14 protein-coding genes are annotated in these 17,007 nt (G+C 62.8%); 3 read left to right on the top strand and 11 right to left on the bottom strand.

The genetic code is table 11. The features are described 5' to 3' along the window. Window positions 1-313: 313 nt before the first annotated feature. The 6 genes from C163_RS18065 to puuE form a co-directional block, all read right to left on the bottom strand. Window positions 314-1,099 (bottom strand): outer membrane protein OmpK, encoded by a 786-nt coding sequence (locus C163_RS18065; RefSeq protein ID WP_025340032.1) that lies wholly within the window; start codon window positions 1,097-1,099, stop codon window positions 314-316. A 136-nt stretch (window positions 1,100-1,235) separates the two neighbouring features. Next, window positions 1,236-2,591, bottom strand: a complete 1,356-nt coding sequence (locus C163_RS18060) for a nucleobase:cation symporter-2 family protein (protein WP_025340031.1) — start codon at window positions 2,589-2,591, stop codon at window positions 1,236-1,238. A gap of 209 nt (window positions 2,592-2,800) precedes the next feature. Continuing rightward, window positions 2,801-4,129, bottom strand: a complete 1,329-nt coding sequence (locus C163_RS18055) for a urate hydroxylase PuuD (RefSeq protein WP_013973534.1) — start codon at window positions 4,127-4,129, stop codon at window positions 2,801-2,803. Between the two features lie 59 nt (window positions 4,130-4,188). After that, the gene (locus C163_RS18050; protein ID WP_003259500.1) at window positions 4,189-4,692 is read right to left on the bottom strand and encodes an ureidoglycolate lyase; all 504 of its coding nucleotides are present in this window, start codon (window positions 4,690-4,692) and stop codon (window positions 4,189-4,191) included. Window positions 4,693-4,748: 56 nt separating this feature from the next. Next, on the bottom strand, window positions 4,749-5,264 hold the full coding sequence (gene uraD / locus C163_RS18045) for a 2-oxo-4-hydroxy-4-carboxy-5-ureidoimidazoline decarboxylase (RefSeq protein WP_025340030.1): 516 nt from the start codon (window positions 5,262-5,264) through the stop codon (window positions 4,749-4,751). Then, a complete protein-coding gene (gene puuE / locus C163_RS18040; RefSeq protein ID WP_025340029.1) occupies window positions 5,264-6,190 on the bottom strand; it encodes an allantoinase PuuE in 927 nt (308 codons plus the stop codon). Before puuE ends, uraD begins: the two co-directional genes overlap by 1 nt. Before the next feature lie 398 nt (window positions 6,191-6,588). On the opposite strand from puuE, the gene uraH reads away from it, so the two are divergent. Further along, a complete protein-coding gene (uraH, locus tag C163_RS18035; RefSeq protein WP_003259496.1) occupies window positions 6,589-6,942 on the top strand; it encodes a hydroxyisourate hydrolase in 354 nt (117 codons plus the stop codon). 315 nt (window positions 6,943-7,257) lie between these two features. Here the strand turns inward: uraH and C163_RS18030 are convergent, their stop codons facing one another. Beyond that, complete coding sequence (locus tag C163_RS18030) at window positions 7,258-8,607, bottom strand: NCS2 family permease (RefSeq protein WP_013973528.1); 1,350 nt, start codon at window positions 8,605-8,607, stop codon at window positions 7,258-7,260. Window positions 8,608-8,889: 282 nt separating this feature from the next. Between C163_RS18030 and C163_RS18025 the strand changes: the two genes are divergently transcribed. After that, window positions 8,890-9,645, top strand: coding sequence for a GntR family transcriptional regulator (locus C163_RS18025; protein ID WP_003259493.1), 756 nt, complete (start codon window positions 8,890-8,892; stop codon window positions 9,643-9,645). A 236-nt stretch (window positions 9,646-9,881) separates the two neighbouring features. Further along, window positions 9,882-10,580 (top strand): aquaporin Z, encoded by a 699-nt coding sequence (gene aqpZ, locus C163_RS18020; RefSeq protein ID WP_025340028.1) that lies wholly within the window; start codon window positions 9,882-9,884, stop codon window positions 10,578-10,580. On the opposite strand, the gene guaD is transcribed toward aqpZ, so the two are convergent. The 4 genes from guaD to xdhA form a co-directional block, all read right to left on the bottom strand. Next, the gene (guaD, locus tag C163_RS18015) at window positions 10,577-11,881 is read right to left on the bottom strand and encodes a guanine deaminase (RefSeq protein ID WP_025340027.1); all 1,305 of its coding nucleotides are present in this window, start codon (window positions 11,879-11,881) and stop codon (window positions 10,577-10,579) included. The two genes, aqpZ and guaD, sit on opposite strands and share 4 nt — an antisense overlap. Window positions 11,882-11,891: 10 nt before the next feature. Next, window positions 11,892-12,737, bottom strand: coding sequence for a xanthine dehydrogenase accessory protein XdhC (xdhC, locus tag C163_RS18010; RefSeq protein ID WP_025340026.1), 846 nt, complete (start codon window positions 12,735-12,737; stop codon window positions 11,892-11,894). A gap of 172 nt (window positions 12,738-12,909) precedes the next feature. After that, window positions 12,910-15,309 (bottom strand): xanthine dehydrogenase molybdopterin binding subunit, encoded by a 2,400-nt coding sequence (xdhB, locus tag C163_RS18005; RefSeq protein WP_025340025.1) that lies wholly within the window; start codon window positions 15,307-15,309, stop codon window positions 12,910-12,912. Continuing rightward, a complete protein-coding gene (xdhA, locus tag C163_RS18000) occupies window positions 15,302-16,756 on the bottom strand; it encodes a xanthine dehydrogenase small subunit (RefSeq protein ID WP_025340024.1) in 1,455 nt (484 codons plus the stop codon). Before xdhA ends, xdhB begins: the two co-directional genes overlap by 8 nt. Window positions 16,757-17,007 lie beyond the last annotated feature (251 nt).

Here is a 17,007-nt window from a genome sequence, read left to right as displayed (position 1 = left end):
CGTTGTTGGCGCTTTTTTGTCTTTTGAGTCAGCTTTTTTCGATAGGCCACAGCTGTTTGGCAAGGGTTGAGCCAACTTTCCTGGGCTGGCAAAACCTTCCTGCTCGACTTCGTTCTGAACGGATGAAAAGGGTCTTTCAGGCTGGCAACACGTTGGCCAACCGCCCGAATTCATTGACTGAGCGGTCAGTAAACGCAGGCAGAATCCCTTCTGCCCTGATCGAGGGGGCGCGCAGATTACTGGCTTGCGCGCCTTGCCTCAAGTGCTCCGTCCTGGAGCAGTGTGGTACAAACTTGTGCGTTTGGTCAGTTTTCTAGAAGTGCACCTTGATCAGGGCACTGGTGACGCTCTGGTTACTGTCGATATTGCCTTGGCTGTCGATGCCGTACTTGTCCTTCCAGTAGCTGTACTCGATGCCCACGTACAGCTGCTTGGCGCCCAGGTTCAGGGCTTTGCCCAGGTCGTACTTGACCTGTGGATTGAACTGCAGGTTGGCGTGGTAGGTGCCACGGCGGGTCTGGTCGTTGTCGACCACCCAGTCCATGTAACCGTCGATCAGAATGTCGGATTTGCCCACCGGAACGGTGTACGAGAAGGCCGGGGTGATCTGCCAGACGTTGTCACCGGGGCGGCTGCCTTCGGTGTTGCGCAGGTAGAAGTTGAGGGTGAAGTAGTTGAAGCCGGGGATGTCCAGGTCGAAGCCGGGGCCGATCAGGTAGGCCTCGTTGTCGCCCTCGCCACGCTCGTAGGTCATGGCCAGCAGCACATCCTTGATCGGGCCGAACGCCAGCTTCTGGTCGAAGATCTTGCCGAACGACAGGCGCGGGCTGAACTCACCGTAGTAACTGGTCACGCCTTTGCCCGGGTCGGGCTTGCCGTTATAGAAGACCTTGTCGACGAACATGAAGGTATCGCCGTACTTCCATTTGTTGGCGTGCTCGAAGGTCACCGTCTGCTGGATGCGTGGGTTGACCTTGAAATCCTTGCCGTACAGGTAGGTCAGGCTTTCGCCATGCCACTGCAGCCATTCGCCAGCGTGGGCGGGGAGGGTGGCCAGCAGGCTGCTGCCCAGCAAGAGGGACGAGGTGATGCGTTTCATGTTGTGGTTCCCGGACTTATTGTTTTTGTTGGGTTTTTTTGGCGCGCAGGCGCCCCGGACGGCCCATTCCGGCGGGCCGACGGTGTAGCGTTTACGGCAAATTCGAGGCGGGGCGGCAGTGCGCCGCCCCCCTTGCTCAATGCTGGTGACAGGCTTCGTTGTGCACCGCGCGGTCGGCACCACCAAGGATGTTGAACAGCACGTTCAACACCAGGGCACTGACCGTGGCCATGGCGATGCCACTGTGGGTGATGGGTTCCATCCACTGGGGCATCTGGGCGAAGAACTCCGGACGCACCACGGGGATCAACCCGAAGCCGACGCTCACCGCAACCAGCAGCTGGTTGCGACGGTCGCCGATGTCCGCCTCCTGGAGAATCTTGATCCCGGTGGCGGTGACCATGCCGAACATGGCGATGGACGCGCCGCCCAGTACCGCAGGCGGGATCGAGGCAATCAGGAAGGCCGCCTTGGGCAGCAGGCTGAGCAGGATCAGCAGTGCACCGGCCACGATGGTGACATAGCGGCAGCGCACCCCGGTCATCTGCACCAGGCCGATGTTCTGGGCGAACGAGGAGTGGGTGAAGGTGTTGAAGAAGCCGGCGATGAACGACGCGCCGGCATCGCACAGCAGGCCGCGGCGCAGCATCCCTGGGGTAACTTCACGATCGGTCACCTTGCCCAGGGCCAGGAACATGCCGGTGGACTCGACGAAGATGATCACCACCACCAGGCACATGGACAGGATCGGCGCCAGACTGAAGGTCGGCATGCCGAAGTGCAGTGGGGTCACCACTTGCAGCCACGGTGCGTCGTTCAGGCCCGACAGGTCGACCATGCCGATGGAGCCGGCCAGGATGTAGCCCAGGCCCATGCCCACCAGCACCGACACGTTGACCCAGAAACCGCGCATGAAACGGTTGATCAGCAGGATTACCGCCAGCACCAGGCCGGCCACCAGCAGGTAGATCGGCGAACCGAAGGTTCCTGCGTCCTGACCTCCGCCAGCCCAGTTGACCGCCACCGGGAACAGCGACAGGCCAATCGAGGTGATCACCGTGCCGGTGACCAGTGGCGGGAAGAAGCGTACGACCTTGGACATGAACGGCGCGATCAGCATGCCGAAGAACCCGGCGGCGATGGTCGCGCCGAAGATCCCCTGCAGGCCCACGCCAGGCATGCCGGCCATGGCGACCATGCTGCCGACGGCAGCGAAACTGGCACCCATCATTACCGGCATGCGGATGCCCACCGGGCCGATACCGAAGGACTGGATGATGGTAGCGACGCCAGCGACCAGCAGGTCGGCGTTGATCAGGAAAGCGACTTCTTCACGGGACAACCCGGCGGCCTGGCCGATGATCAATGGCACGGCGATGGCGCCACCGTACATCAGCAGAACGTGTTGCAGGCCAACCAGGATCAGTTGGAACAGGGGCAAGGGCTCGCGCGGCGGCGCAACAGGGATGTACGCCTTGCGTGACTCGGACATGCAGCACCTCGAGTTTTGTTTTTATTCTCGGATCCAAGCGCCGGCCTCAGGCGGCAGGCTTCCGGTTAAGAGAGCCTGAGGTTCCCGCTTGAGGCTGAACGCTCGATGCTTGCTTGTTGCGTATGTCTTGAAACAGAGGCCGGGAGTGCCGGCCTCTTCGCGGGTGAACCCGCTCCCACAGGGGGCGGTGTTATCCCGACAATTGTGTTTCAGTTGACCGGGGCGCCTTTGGCGATCCAGTCACCGACCAGCTTGCGCTCTTCGGTGGTCATCTGGGTGATGTTGCCCAGCGGCATGATCTGGCTGGCGACCGCTTGCGCCTGGATGCGCGCGGCCTGGGCCTGGATCTGCTGCGGGGTGTCGAACATCACGCCGGCAGGGGCGGCGCTGAACAGTGGGCTGGTCGGCTTGGACGAGTGGCACACGGTGCAGCGTTCCTGGATGACATTGTGGATCTTGTCGAAGCTCTCGCCGCCAGCCTGGGCGGTGGCCTGGGCAGGGGCTTCGGCCGGCGCGGCAGGCGCTGCGGCAGCCTTGGCGGCGTCCTCGGCGCGTTGCTCGGCAGCGGTCTTGCCACCTACAGCGGTCGCAGGCAGTGGCTGGTACTCGACCTTCGCCGCGGCTTGCTCAGGGCTGACGGCCATCGGTTTCGGACCGGTGACGTAGGCCAGGCAGATCATCGCCAGGGCGCCGACCGGCAGGGTCCAGGCGTACTTGTTGCTGTCGTGGCGGGTGTTGAAGTAGTGGCGGATCAGGACCGCGGCTACTGCGATACCGGCCAGGATCAGCCAGTTGTACTGGCTACCGTAGGTGCTCGGGAAGTGGTTGCTGATCATGATGAACAGCACCGGCAGGGTGAAGTAGTTGTTGTGGCGCGAGCGCAGCAGGCCCTTGGCCGGCAGTACCGGGTCGGGGGTCTGGTTGTTCTCGATCGCAGCCACCAGCTGGCGCTGGGCCGGCATGATGATGCGGAACACGTTGCCGACCATGATGGTGCCGATGATCGCGCCGGTGTGCAGGTACGCACCACGGCCGCTGAACACCAGGCTGAAGCCCCAGCACGCGGCGATGATCAGCACGAACAGTACAGCACCGAGCAGCGCTGGTTTCTTGCCCAGGGGCGAGTCGCACAGGAAGTCGTAGATGAACCAGCCGGCGATCAGCGAGCCGATACCGATGGCCACGCCTTCGGCACCGCTAAGGGTGCTGCCAGGGGCCAGCAGGTACAGGGTCGGGTTCCAGTAGAACACCACGCACAGCAGGGCGATACCGGACATCCAGGTGAAGTAGGCTTCCCATTTGAACCAGTGCAGGTTCTCGGGCATTTTCGGGGGTGCGAGCTTGTATTTCTCCAGGTGGTAGATACCACCGCCGTGAATTGCCCAGAGATCACCCGACAACCCATCGCGCGGGTTGCTTCGGTTCAGGTGGTTCTCCAGCCAGACGAAGTAGAACGATGCACCGATCCAGGCGACACCGGTGATCATGTGAACCCAGCGAATGCTCAGGTTCAGCCATTCGTGAAGGTGTGCTTCCACAGTATGTACCTCTTGCCGGTCACCCGCTCGGGCAATGCCCTTGAATGACCGACCTTTTCTTATTGGTGGGGATTGAGGACCAGCATCTGTTCCTCGGTGAAGTAATGCTCGTCGCAGTTGTTGCCGGAACCACTGCGATCAACCACCAGGAAGTCATCCCGCTTTTCGATCGTCAGCACCGGGTGGTGCCAGACGCCGCGATGGTAATTGACGCCCTGCCTGCCATTACTGCGGAAGGCTCGGACCAAACCTGATACAGGTGCATCGCCAACTGGCGCGACCACGATCAGAAAGGGGTTGCCGAGCAGCGGGATGAAAGCCTGGCTGCCCAGCGGATGGCGTTCCAGCATGCGCACGGTCAGCGGCATGTCCAGCGCGTCGGCGCGGAAGATGCTGATGATCGCCTTGTCTTCAGGCTCGGCGGTTTCGACCGTGGCGAGCTTGTGGAAGCGCATGGTCGAGCCGTTGTTGATCATGAAGTGGTCGCTGCCGTCGGTTTCGATCACGTCTCCGAAAGGGGCGAAGGCTTCTTTGGTCAGGGGCTCGATCATCAGGGTGCGCATGCGGATATCTCTTCTATGTTCGTTGTTCTGGATAAGGCTCAAGCGTTGCGGCGGCTTTACAGCTGCAGCAGGCGGAACAGGGCGATCAGGTTGATCTGCGCCAGGGCTTCCTTGAATTCGGCATCGGCATCGTTGTGGATGCGTTTTTCGAAGGAGGCGAGGATCTGGTGCCGGTTGCTGCCTTTAACCGCCATGATGAACGGGAACTGGAACTTGGCCTTGTAGGCGTCGTTCAGCTCGGTGAAACGGGCGAACTCTTCGGCGGTGCACTGGTGAATACCGGCGCCGGCCTGCTCGTTGGTGCTCGATTCGGTCAGCTCGCCCTGGATGGCGGCCTTGCCGGCCAGGTCCGGGTGAGCGTTGATCAGCGCCAGCTGGTCGGCGTGGTTGGCGCTGAGCAGGATGTCGCTCATGCGCTGGTGCAGCGCCTCGATCTCGTCCAGCTCGCCCAGTTGGCCCAGGTCATAGGCTTTTTCGGCTACCCACGGCGAATGCTCGTAGATGTCGGCGAATGCCTTGACGAAGGCGTCACGGCCCAGGGCGGATGGCTTGAGGGTGTTGAAGGCGGTCATCAGGCGTTCTCTTTCTTGTACGGGTGGGTGGCGTGCCAGTGGCGGGCGATGTCCACGCGACGGGCGAACCAGACCTGGTCATGGCTTTTTGCGTAGTCGACGAAGCGCTTCAGTGCGGCAAGGCGTGCCGGGCGGCCGACCAGGCGGCAGTGCAGGCCGATGGACAGCATTTTCGGTGCTTCGGCGCCTTCGGCGTACAGCACATCGAAGGCGTCCTTCAGGTACTGGAAGAACTGCTCGCCGCAGTTGAAGCCCTGTACCTGGGTGAAGCGCATGTCGTTGGTATCGAGGGTGTAGGGGATCACCAGGTGCGGCTTGCCGGTAGAGTTGTTCGGCTCCCAGTAGGGCAGGTCGTCGTCATAGGTGTCGCTGTCGTACAGGAAGCCACCTTCCTCCATCACCAGGCGACGGGTGTTCGGGCCGGTGCGGCCGGTGTACCAGCCCAGCGGGCGCTCGCCAGTGATTTCGGTGAGGATGCGGATGGCTTCGAGCATGTGCTCGCGCTCCTGGGCCTCGTCCATGTACTGGTAGTCGATCCAGCGGTAGCCGTGGCTGCAGATTTCATGGCCGGCCTCGGCCATGGCGCGGATCACGTCGGGGTGGCGCTGGGCGGCCATGGCCACGGCGAAGATGGTCAGTGGCACGCCGCTGTCCTTGAACAGCTTCAGCAGGCGCCACACGCCGGCGCGGCTGCCATATTCGTACAGCGATTCCATGCTCATGTTGCGTACGCCCTGCAGTGGCTGGGCGGCGACCATTTCCGAGAGGAATGCTTCGGACTCCTTGTCACCGTGCAGGATGTTGCGTTCGCCACCTTCCTCGTAGTTGAGGACGAAAGACAGCGCGATGCGAGCGTTGCCCGGCCATTGCGGGTGAGGAGGGTTGTTGCCGTAACCGATCAGGTCGCGAGGGTAGTCAGCGCTCACTGCAGTCTTCCTTCTTGTGCGTTTGTGCGGGGGTGGGCGGACCGCGTCGGGATGTCGCACCACCGGATGGGCTGATTGTATACAACTTCTGAAATCTTTTGTAAGCCTGTTTTTCCGCATTTCTTCCCTTTTGTCGCCTCGCAGCGCCCTGGAAAAACAGTGCAAGAAACCTGCCTGATTGGTCAGCTAATGACGTTGGCGTCTTTACGGCGCCTGTATTTGCGACCGATGGGTCGTTTATGGGCAAGAAACGGCGGGTGCGACAGAAGGGCTCAAAAAATTGTGTACAATTTGGCGATGGAATGTCTTAATGGCGTCATTCCCGCACATCTCAGGCCCTTTGGCGTGATGATGGCCGTGTATTTTTTGCCCACAGATTGAACAAGAGGCGACAAGCAATGGGACGTTTGACCACACACGTACTGGATGCCGCGCATGGCTGCCCGGGCAGCTCGATCAAGGTCGAGCTGTACCGTGTCGAAGGCCAGCAGCTGGAGCTGGTGAACACTGCCCTGACCAACAGCGATGGCCGTGTCGACGCGCCGCTGCTGCAGGGTGACGACTACCGTACCGGCGTCTACCAGCTGCAGTTCAGCGCTGGCGACTACTACCGCGCTCGCGGTGTACAGCTGCCGGCCCAGGCGTTCCTGGATGTTGTCGTGCTGCGCTTTGGCATCGACGAGCAGCAGGAGCACTACCACGTGCCGCTGCTGATCTCGCCGTACAGCTATTCGACCTATCGTGGAAGCTAGTTGGTCGCTAGAAGAATCTTCGTAGGTCCTTTGGCCCGCTCTCACACTGGCGGGCTTTTTTTCGTCTGCTGTTTGTCGCCGGCAAGCCAGCTGCCATCTGATCGGTAGCGCGGGCCCTTGTAGGAGCGGCCTTGTGTCGCGAAAGGGCTGCGGAGCAGCCCCGGCAATTTGTGCATCTGCGCTGAAACCCTGGGGCTGCTTTGCAGCCCTTTCGCGACACAAGGCCGCTCCTACAAAGGCCAGTGCAGGTCAGCAGATTGATGCCGGCCAAATAAAGAAAGGGCGCCGAGGCGCCCTTGGTTGGTGCAGCAGGGTTCAGAGGAACACGAACTTGGCAATGAAGATCGCGCACAGCACCCACAGGCTGGCGGAGATTTCCTTGTACTTGCCGGTACCTGCCTTCAGCGCCACATAGCTGATGAAGCCCAGGGCAATACCGTCGGCGACCGAGAAAGTCAGCGGCATCATGATCACCGTGACGATCGCCGGAATGCTGTCGGTGGCCTCGTCCCAGTGGATATGCGCCATGCTGCCCATCATCAGCATCGCCACGTAGATCAGCGCACCGGCGGTGGCATAGGCCGGAATCATCCCGGCCAGCGGGGCGAAGAACATCGCCGCGATGAACAGCAGGCCGACCACCACGGCAGTCAGGCCGGTACGACCACCAGCGGCCACGCCGGCAGCACTTTCCACATAGCTGGTCACCGGCGGCACGCCGACCACGGCGCCGAACACACTTGAGGCACTGTCAGCCTTCAGCGCCTTCGACAGGTTCTCGATACGCCCGTCCGGTGCCACCAGGTTGGCCCGCTGCGCCACGCCCATCAGGGTGCCGGCGGTGTCGAACATGTGCACGAACAGGAACGCCAGCACCACGCTGATCATGCTGACGTTGAACACGCCGGCCACATCCATGGCCATCCAGGTCGGTGCCAGGCTTGGCGGCATCGACATCACCCCGCCGAATTTCACCAGGCCCAGACCCCAGCCGGCCAGGGTGACACCGATGATGCTGATCAGGATCGCACCGAACACCCGCTTGTAGCTGAGGATGGCGATCAGCAGGAAGCACACCGCGGCCAGCAGCGGCCCCGGTTCATGCAGCGAGCCCAGCTTGATCAGCGTGGCCGGGCTGTCGACGATGATGCCTGCCGTCTTCAGGCCGATCAGCCCGAGAAACAATCCGACGCCGGCCCCCATGGCATGGCGCAGGCTGACCGGGATGCTGTTGAGCAACCATTCGCGCACTTTCGACAAGGTCAGGAACATGAACAGCACACCCGAGACGAATACTGCGCCCAGTGCCGTTTCCCAGTTGTAACCCATGGTGCCGACCACGGTGTAGGTGAAGAAGGCGTTAAGCCCCATGCCCGGTGCCAGGCCCACCGGCCAGTTGGCGTACAGGCCCATCAGCAGGCAACCCAGCGCGGCGGCGATGCAGGTGGCGACAAAGGCGGCACCGTGGTCGATACCGGCGTCGGCCATGATGTTGGGGTTGACGAAGATGATGTAGGCCATGGTGATGAAGGTGGTCACCCCGGCGATCATTTCGGTTCTGACGGTGCTGCCGTGTTGCTTGAGTTTGAAAATCCGCTCCAGCCAGCTCGTTTCGAGCGGTGGGGCAAGATCCAGCGTAGGGGCTTCGGATTTGCGGCTTTCCACAGCGAGTACTCCTCAAGTCTTTCTTGTTGTTATGGAGCCAGGGGCCTGCGCAATGCACTTGGCGGCTCCGCGAGGGAAGGCAGACGTCTGACCGGTTTGTTGACTTGCGGGTCAAGAAGTTGCTCGGTGGATTATGCTTTTGTGTACAAAGAATGCAAATAATGTTTTATGTTTTGTGTGCGCAATGCGTCGTACAACGGCTATATAGGTAAAAGGCCACCTGCAGAAACGGCTCAGCCTGTGTACAATGGCGCCATACTTTCCTTCGTGCCTCGAGAGCCCATGAACGAACAGCTGCAACCTCTGAAGAAACCTGCGCGTACCGGCAAGGCTGGCCGCAGTGGTACCCAGGACGACATCGTCTACGCGCATATTTTCGAGGCGATCCTCGAGCAGCGTCTGGCACCGGGCACCAAGTTGAGCGAGGAAGCGCTGGGCGAGATCTTCGGCGTCAGCCGCACCATCATCCGCCGCGCCTTGTCGCGCCTGGCCCACGAAAGCGTGGTGCTGTTGCGGCCGAACCGCGGCGCGGTGGTGGCCAGCCCCACGGTGGAAGAGGCCCGCCAGGTGTTCTTCTCCCGGCGCATGGTCGAACGGGCCATCACCGAACTGGCCGTGCAGCACGCTACCCTCGAGCAGCTCAACGAGCTGCGGCAGATGGTGCGTGAGGAGCGCGACAGCTTCTCCCGTGGTGACCGCGGTGCCGGCATTCGTCTTTCCGGCGAATTTCACCTCAAGCTGGCCGAGGCCGCGGGTAATGCGCCGTTGGTCAGCTTCCAGCGCAGCCTGGTGTCGCAGACCTCGCTGATCATTGCCCAGTACGAAAGCGGCAACCGCTCGCATTGCTCGTATGACGAACACATGCAGCTGATCGATGCCATCGAGGCGCGCGATGCCGAGCAGGCGGTGAGCCTGATGATGCACCACATGGACCACATCGACAGCAAGCTGAACCTGGACGAGGAGAGTGCCTCGGACGATCTGCATGCGGTGTTTTCGCATCTGCTGAAAAAGCCCAAGGTGTCGGTCAAGGGTTGATCGTTTGCCTGGTTGACTGAAGGGGGCTGCTTTGCAGCCCATTCGCAGCACAAGGCTGCTCCTACAAGGATTGCATAACCTCTGTAGGAGCAGCCTTGTGCTGCGAATGGGGCGCGAAGCGGCCCCCAGCCATTTCTGGTCATTGATCAAAGGTCTGCTAAATTCTTGTGAGCAAACCTTCATCAAGCAGTTGGGCTTGCGCATTCGTTGCGTTCAACTTCTTGAGGAATGGACTCATGAGCATGTCCCTCGGTAAACGCATGGGCGCCGAGCTGCTCGGCACCTTCTGGCTGGTGCTTGGCGGCTGTGGCAGTGCGGTACTCGCCGCCAGTTCCCCCATCGGCATCGGTGTACTCGGCGTCGCCTTCGCTTTCGGCCTCACCGTGCTGACCATGGCCTTCGCCATCGGCCATATCTCCGGCTGCCACCTCAACCCCGCCGTGTCGTTCGGGCTGGTGGTGGGCGGGCGCTTCCCGGCCAAAGAGCTGTTGCCCTACGTGATCGCCCAGGTGATCGGCGCCATCCTGGCGGCAGGTGTGATCTACCTCATTGCCAGCGGCAAGGCAGGTTTCGAGCTGTCTGCGGGATTGGCTTCGAACGGCTACGCCGACCACTCGCCCGGCGGCTACACGCTCGGGGCGGGCTTTGTCAGTGAAGTGGTGATGACGGCGATGTTCCTGGTGGTGATCATGGGCGCCACCGACGCCCGGGCGCCAGCGGGTTTTGCACCGATCGCCATCGGCCTGGCCCTGACCCTGATCCACCTGATCTCGATCCCGGTGACCAATACCTCGGTCAACCCCGCGCGTAGCACGGGGCCGGCCTTGTTCGTCGGTGGCTGGGCCCTGCAACAGCTGTGGCTGTTCTGGGTGGCGCCGCTGATTGGTGCTGCGATCGGCGGCGCACTGTACCGGGGCCTGGCAAAAGAACCTTAGCGCTGGTGCACGCAACGCCCTGCGGCGTAGGTTTCACGCACGGTGCGGTCGTCGCCGAGGGTGGTGAGCACGAACAGGGTTTCCTCGATGCTGTTGGACTGCTGGATGCGGTAGTCCAGCAGTGGCGTGGCCTTGTAGTCCAGTACCACGAAGTCGGCATCGTTGCCCGGGCGCAGGCTGCCGATGCGGTCGTCCAGGCGCAGCGCGCGGGCGCCGCCGAGGGTGGCCAGGTACAGTGACTTGTACGGGTGCAGGCGCGCGCCCTGCAGCTGCATCACCTTGTACGCTTCGTTGAGGGTGTTGAGCAGCGAGAAGCTGGTGCCGGCGCCAACGTCGGTGCCCAGGCCCACATTGACCTTGAAGCGCTCGGCCTGGGGCAGGTTGAACAGGCCGCTGCCGAGGAACAGGTTGGAGGTGGGGCAGAAGGCCACGGCCGAGCCGGTTTCGGCCAGGCGCTGGCATTCGTCATCGCACAGGTGCACGCCATGGGCGAATACCGAGCGTTCGCCCAGCAACTCGAAGTGGTCGTATACGTCCAGGTAACCCTTCTGCTCGGGGAACAGCGACTTGACCCAATCGATTTCCTTGAGGTTTTCCGACAGGTGCGTGTGCATGTACACGCCCGGGTGCTCCTTGAGCAGTTGGCCTGCCAGCGCCAGTTGCTCAGGCGTACTGGTCGGGGCGAAGCGCGGGGTGACTGCATAATGCAGGCGGCCCTTGCCGTGCCAGCGCTCGATCAGTGCCTTGCTTTCGGCATAGCCGGACTCGGCGGTGTCGGTCAGGTAGTCCGGGGCATTGCGGTCCATCATCACCTTGCCGGCGATCAGGCGCAGGTCCAGGCGCTCGGCTTCCTCGAACAGGGCATTGACCGATTCCGGGTGCACGCTGCCGAACACCAGGGCGGTGGTGGTGCCGTTGCGCAGCAGTTCCTTGAGGAAGATCTTCGCCACCTGGTCGGCGTGGCCCTTGTCGGCGAACTGCTTTTCGCAGGGGAAGGTGTAGGTGTTCAGCCAGTCCAGCAGCTGTTCGCCGTAGGAGCCGATCATGCCGGTCTGCGGGAAGTGGATGTGGGTGTCGATGAAGCCCGGGGTGATCAGCGCGTCCTGGTAGTGCTCGACCGGGATATCGGCGTCCAGGGTCGGCAACAGTTCGGCGGCGTGGCCAACGGCGCGGATGCGGCCGTCGTCGACTACCAGCAGGCCGTCCTCGAAGTATTCATGGGAAGCCTCCAGGCCCACCTCGGCCGGGTCGGCGATGCTGTGCAGGATGGCGGCACGGTAGGCTTTGCGGGTAACGGTCATAACACACTCGTCAAATGGCTTGGCTGCGCCGGGAGGGCGGCAGCAACTGGGCAATGGGGCCGGCATTGGCGGCAGCATCGTGCTGGCCGAAGCAGGCGTTGTAGGTGGCGATGATTTCACCGGCGATGGATACGGCGATCTCGATGGGCAGCTTGCCCTTGACCTCGGCCAGGCCCATCGGGCAGCGCATGCGCGCCATCACGGCATCGTCGTAGCCGCGCTCGCGCAGGCGGTGCTCGAACTTGACCCGTTTGGTCTTCGAGCCGATCAGGCCGAACCAGGTGAAGTCGTTGCGCTTGAGAATGGCGGCGGTCAGTTCCAGGTCGAGCTGGTGGTTGTGGGTCATGACGATGCAGTAGCAGCCTGGCGGCAGGTCTGCCACTTCGTCGACCGGCTCCTCGCTGACCACCTTGGTCACCCCGTCGGGGATCAGGGCAGGGAATTCCTGCTCGCGCGAATCGATCCAGCGCACCCGGCAGGGCAGCGCGGCGAGCAAGGGTACCAGAGCCCGGCCGACATGGCCCGCGCCGAACACCGCGATCTGCGCCTGCACCGCGGCCATGGGTTCGAACAGCAGCACAGTGACGCCGCCGCAGCACTGGCCAAGGCTGGCACCGAGGCTGAAGCGCTCCAGGTGCGGGGTAGTGCGGTGCTCTTCGAGCATCTGCCGGGCGATGTGCAGGGCCTTGTATTCCAGGTGGCCGCCGCCGATGGTGTCGAACAGGCCGCTGGCGCTGACGACCATTTTCGAGCCGGCATTGCGCGGGGTCGAGCCGCGTTCCTCGATGATGGTAACCAGCACGCAGGCTTCGCCACGGGACTGGTGGTCGGCGAGGGCGTTGATCCATTGGTGCATGATGCAATTCCTCTTCAGGACAACGCGGTCCGCTTTGTGTAGGAGCGGCCTTGTGTCGCGAAAGGGCTGCGCAGCAGCCCCAGAAATCCATGTTGCTGTACAAGTTTTGGGGCCGCTGCGCGGCCCTTTCGCGACACAAGGCCGCTCCCACAAAAAAAGCGGAGCGGCGGCGTTACTGGGTGACGGCTTCCAGCTCCGGCTCGGCAGGTTGCGCTGCAGCCACTGCCTTGCGCATCTGCTCGCAACCCCACAACACCCGCTCCGGCGTTGCCGGCGCATCCACCTGTGGCTGCACGCGGTAGTCGGCGATGCTGGCCACGGCGTCCTTGATCGCGCACCAGGCAGCGATGCCGAGCATGAACGGCGGCTCGCCCACGGCCTTGGAGTGGAACACGGTGTCTTCCGGGTTCTTGCGGTTCTCCACCAGCTTTACCCGCAGATCCAGCGGCATGTCGGCCACTGCCGGGATCTTGTAGCTGGCCGGGCCGTTGGTCATCAGCTTGCCCTTGGCGTTCCACACCAGTTCTTCGGTAGTCAGCCAGCCCATGCCCTGGATGAAGCCGCCTTCCACCTGGCCGATGTCGATGGCCGGGTTCAGCGAATCACCCACATCGTGCAGGATGTCGGCACGCAGCATCTTGTATTCGCCGGTCAGGGTGTCGACCACCACTTCCACGCAGGCGGCGCCGAAGGCGAAGTAGTAGAACGGCCGGCCACGTGCCTGGCTGCGGTCGTAGTAGATCTTCGGCGTGCGGTAGAAGCCGGTGCTGGACAGCGACACCTGGGCGAAGTAGGCCTGCTGCACCAGCTGCTCGAAGCTGACGATCTGGTCGCGCACGCGCACATGGCCGTTGCGGAACTCGACGTCTTCCTCGGTCACCTGGTAGTGCCGCGCGGCGAACTCGGTCAGGCGCTTCTTGAGGATTTCGGCAGCGTTCTGCGCCGCCTTGCCGTTCAGGTCGGCACCACTGGAGGCCGCGGTCGGCGAGGTGTTGGGCACCTTGTCGGTATTGGTGGCAGTGATCTGGATGCGGCTGAAATCGACCTGGAAGATCTGTGCCACCACCTGTGCCACCTTGGTGTTCAGGCCCTGGCCCATCTCGGTGCCACCGTGGTTCAGGTGGATGCTGCCGTCGGTGTAGATATGGATCAGCGCACCGGCCTGGTTGAGGAAGGTGGCGGTGAACGAAATACCGAACTTGACCGGGGTCAGCGCCAGGCCCTTCTTCAGGATCGGGCTGTTGGCGTTGAAGCGGCGGATCGACTCGCGGCGCTCGGCATAGTCACTGCTGGCTTCCAGTTCGGCGGTCATCTCTTCGAGCATGTTGTGCTCGACGGTCTGGTAGTAGTGGGTGACGTTGCGCTCGGTCTTGCCGTAGTAGTTGGCCTTGCGCACCGCCAGCGGGTCGCGGCCCAGGTGGCGGGCGATGTGGTCCATCACCTGCTCGATGGCGACCATCCCCTGCGGGCCGCCGAAGCCGCGGTAGGCGGTGTTGGAGGCGGTGTTGGTCTTGCAGCGGTGGCCGTGCACGATGGCATCGCCCAGGTAGTAGGCGTTGTCGGAGTGGAACATGGCGCGGTCGACGATCGAACCGGACAGGTCGGGCGAGTAGCCGCAGTTGCCGGCCAGGTCGAAGTTGATGCCGTGCAGGCGCCCGTCGTCGTCGAAGCCCACGTCGTACTCGACGTAGAACGGGTGGCGCTTGCCGGTCATGGTCATGTCTTCGACCCGTGGCAGGCGCATCTTGGTCGGCTGGCCGGTCAGGCGCGCCACCACGGCGCACAGGCACGCCGGGCTGGCGGCCTGGGTTTCCTTGCCACCAAAACCGCCACCCATGCGGCGCATGTCCAGCACCACCTTGTTCATTGGCACGTCGAGTACTTCGGCGACCAGTTTCTGCACTTCGGTGGGGTTTTGCGTGGAGCAATAGACGATCATGCCGCCGTCTTCGGTGGGCATCACCGAGGAAACCTGCGTTTCCAGGTAGAAGTGCTCCTGGCCACCGATGTGCAGGGTGCCCTGGATGCGGTGCGGGGCACTGGCCAGGGCAGCAGCGGAATCGCCACGCTGGTGGGTGTGGCTGTCGAGCACGAAGTGCTTCTTGCGCAATGCTTCGACCACATCCAGCACCGGCTCCAGGTCTTCATACTCGACGATGGCGGCCATGGCCGCACGGCGTGCGGTGTCGAGGTCGCGGGCGGCCACGGCCAGCACCGGCTGGCCGAAGAACTCGACCTTGTCGATGGCCAGCAGCGGGTCGCCGGCTACCACCGGGCCGATGTCCTTGAGGCCGGGGATGTCTTCGTGGGTGATGGCGATACGCACACCCTCGAAGGCATAGCACGGCGTGGTGTCGATGCGCAGGATGCGCGCGTGGGCGCGGTCGGCGGTGCGCGCATAGACGTGCAGCTGGTTGGGGAATTCCAGGCGGTCGTCGATGTACACCGCCTCGCCGGACACATGCTTGTCGGCGCTGTCGTGCTTGACGCTGCGGCCGACCCCGGTGGTCAGGTCCTGGCTGAACAGTTCGGCCATCTCGGCCTGGCTCTTGGCTACGTGATGGTTAGACATAAGCGGTCACCCGGGTTTCGATGTACGGCGTTTGCTGTTCGATGAAGTACTTGCGCAACAGGTTCTGCGCGGTCAGCAGGCGGTATTCCTTGCTGGCGCGGAAGTCGCTGAGCGGGGTGAAGTCCTCTGCCAGGGCCTGGCAGGCGCGCTCGATGGCGGCCTGGTTCCACGGCTTGCCGCGCAACGCCGCTTCGCAGGCACGGGCCCGTTTGGGGATTGCCGCCATGCCGCCGAAGGCGATGCGCACACCGCTGACCACGCCGTCTTCGATGCTCAGGTTGAAGGCGCCGCACACGGCGGAAATGTCATCGTCCAGGCGCTTGGACACTTTATAGGCGCGGAACGCCCAGTCGCTGGTGGCGCGCGGCACGATGATCTTCTCGATGAACTCGCTGTCCTGGCGTGCAGTGATGCGGTAGTCGATGAAGTAGTCTTCCAGTGGCATTACCCGCTGGCGCTCGCCCTGGCGCAGGACAATCTGCGCATCCAGGGCAATCAGCAGGGGTGGCGAGTCGCCGATTGGCGAAGCGTTGCCGATATTGCCGCCCAGGGTGCCCTGGTTGCGGATCTGCAGCGAAGCGAAGCGGTGCAGCAGGGCGCCGAAGTCCGGGTATTCCTCGTTCAGCGCGCCGTAGCAGTCGGTGAGCGGGGTGGCGGCGCCGATTTCCAGGTGGCTGGCGGTTTTCTCGATGCGCTTGAGCTCGGCCACATGGCCGACGTAGATCATCACCGGCAAGGTCTTGTGGAACTGGGTGACCTCCAGGGCCAGGTCGGTGCCGCCGGCCAGCAGCCGCGCCTCGGGGTGTGAGCTGTACAGGTCGGCCAGGTCGGCCACGGTCAGTGGTACCAGGCAGCGCTTGTCGCCGCTGTTCAGCTCGCCGGTCTGGGTCGGCGCAATGGCCTTGAGGCGGCTGATAGTCTGTGCCTGCTGGGCATCGAACTGGTCGCGGCAAGGCTGGCGGCAGCTCTGCTCGGCGGCGTCGAGGATCGGCCGGTAGCCGGTGCAGCGGCACAGGTTGCCGGCCAGGGCTTCCTGGGCCTGGTGCAGGTCGGGGCCGCTGCTGTTCTTCTGCAGGGCGAACAGCGACATGACGAAGCCGGGGGTGCAGAAGCCGCACTGCGAGCCATGGCAATCGGCCATGGCCTGTTGCACGCTGTGCAGCTGGCCCTGGTGCTTGAGGCCTTCGACGCTGATCAGTTGCTTGCCGTGCAGCGACGAAACGAAGGTCAGGCACGAGTTGAGGCTGCGGTAGCGCAGGCTGTCGTTGCCCTGGTCGTCCTGGGTCAGTTCGCCGACCACCACGGTGCAGGCGCCGCAGTCACCACTGGCGCAGCCCTCCTTGGTGCCAGGTTTGCCCAGGTGCTCGCGCAGGTACTGCAGCACCGTCATGTTCGGGTCCAGGGCATGCTCACTACGCAGCTCCTGGTTGACGAGAAACTGGATCACGGGGATGGCCTCGCAATGGTTTTATTGTTGTTGGGCGGACTCTAAGCAAGAGCTGTCCAGCTGGTCAATATTTTTCTGACTCAAAGGTCAAGAAATTGCTCATGTCCAAGCCCGGCCGCACACATTGCCCATATCCCAAGCATAGATCGCGCCGGGCGCCTGGATGCCTTGCAGGTCAAATAAACCGCCAGGCCCCTCTGCGCGATTACCGGCCAAGTACGCTACAATCCGCTCCTTGTGCCCAGTTCAAT

The sequence above is a fragment of the Pseudomonas sp. FGI182 genome (genome assembly GCF_000511325.1).
Taxonomy (GTDB): domain Bacteria; phylum Pseudomonadota; class Gammaproteobacteria; order Pseudomonadales; family Pseudomonadaceae; genus Aquipseudomonas; species Aquipseudomonas putida_Z.
This window is presented reverse-complemented; position numbering and strand designations above follow the sequence as displayed.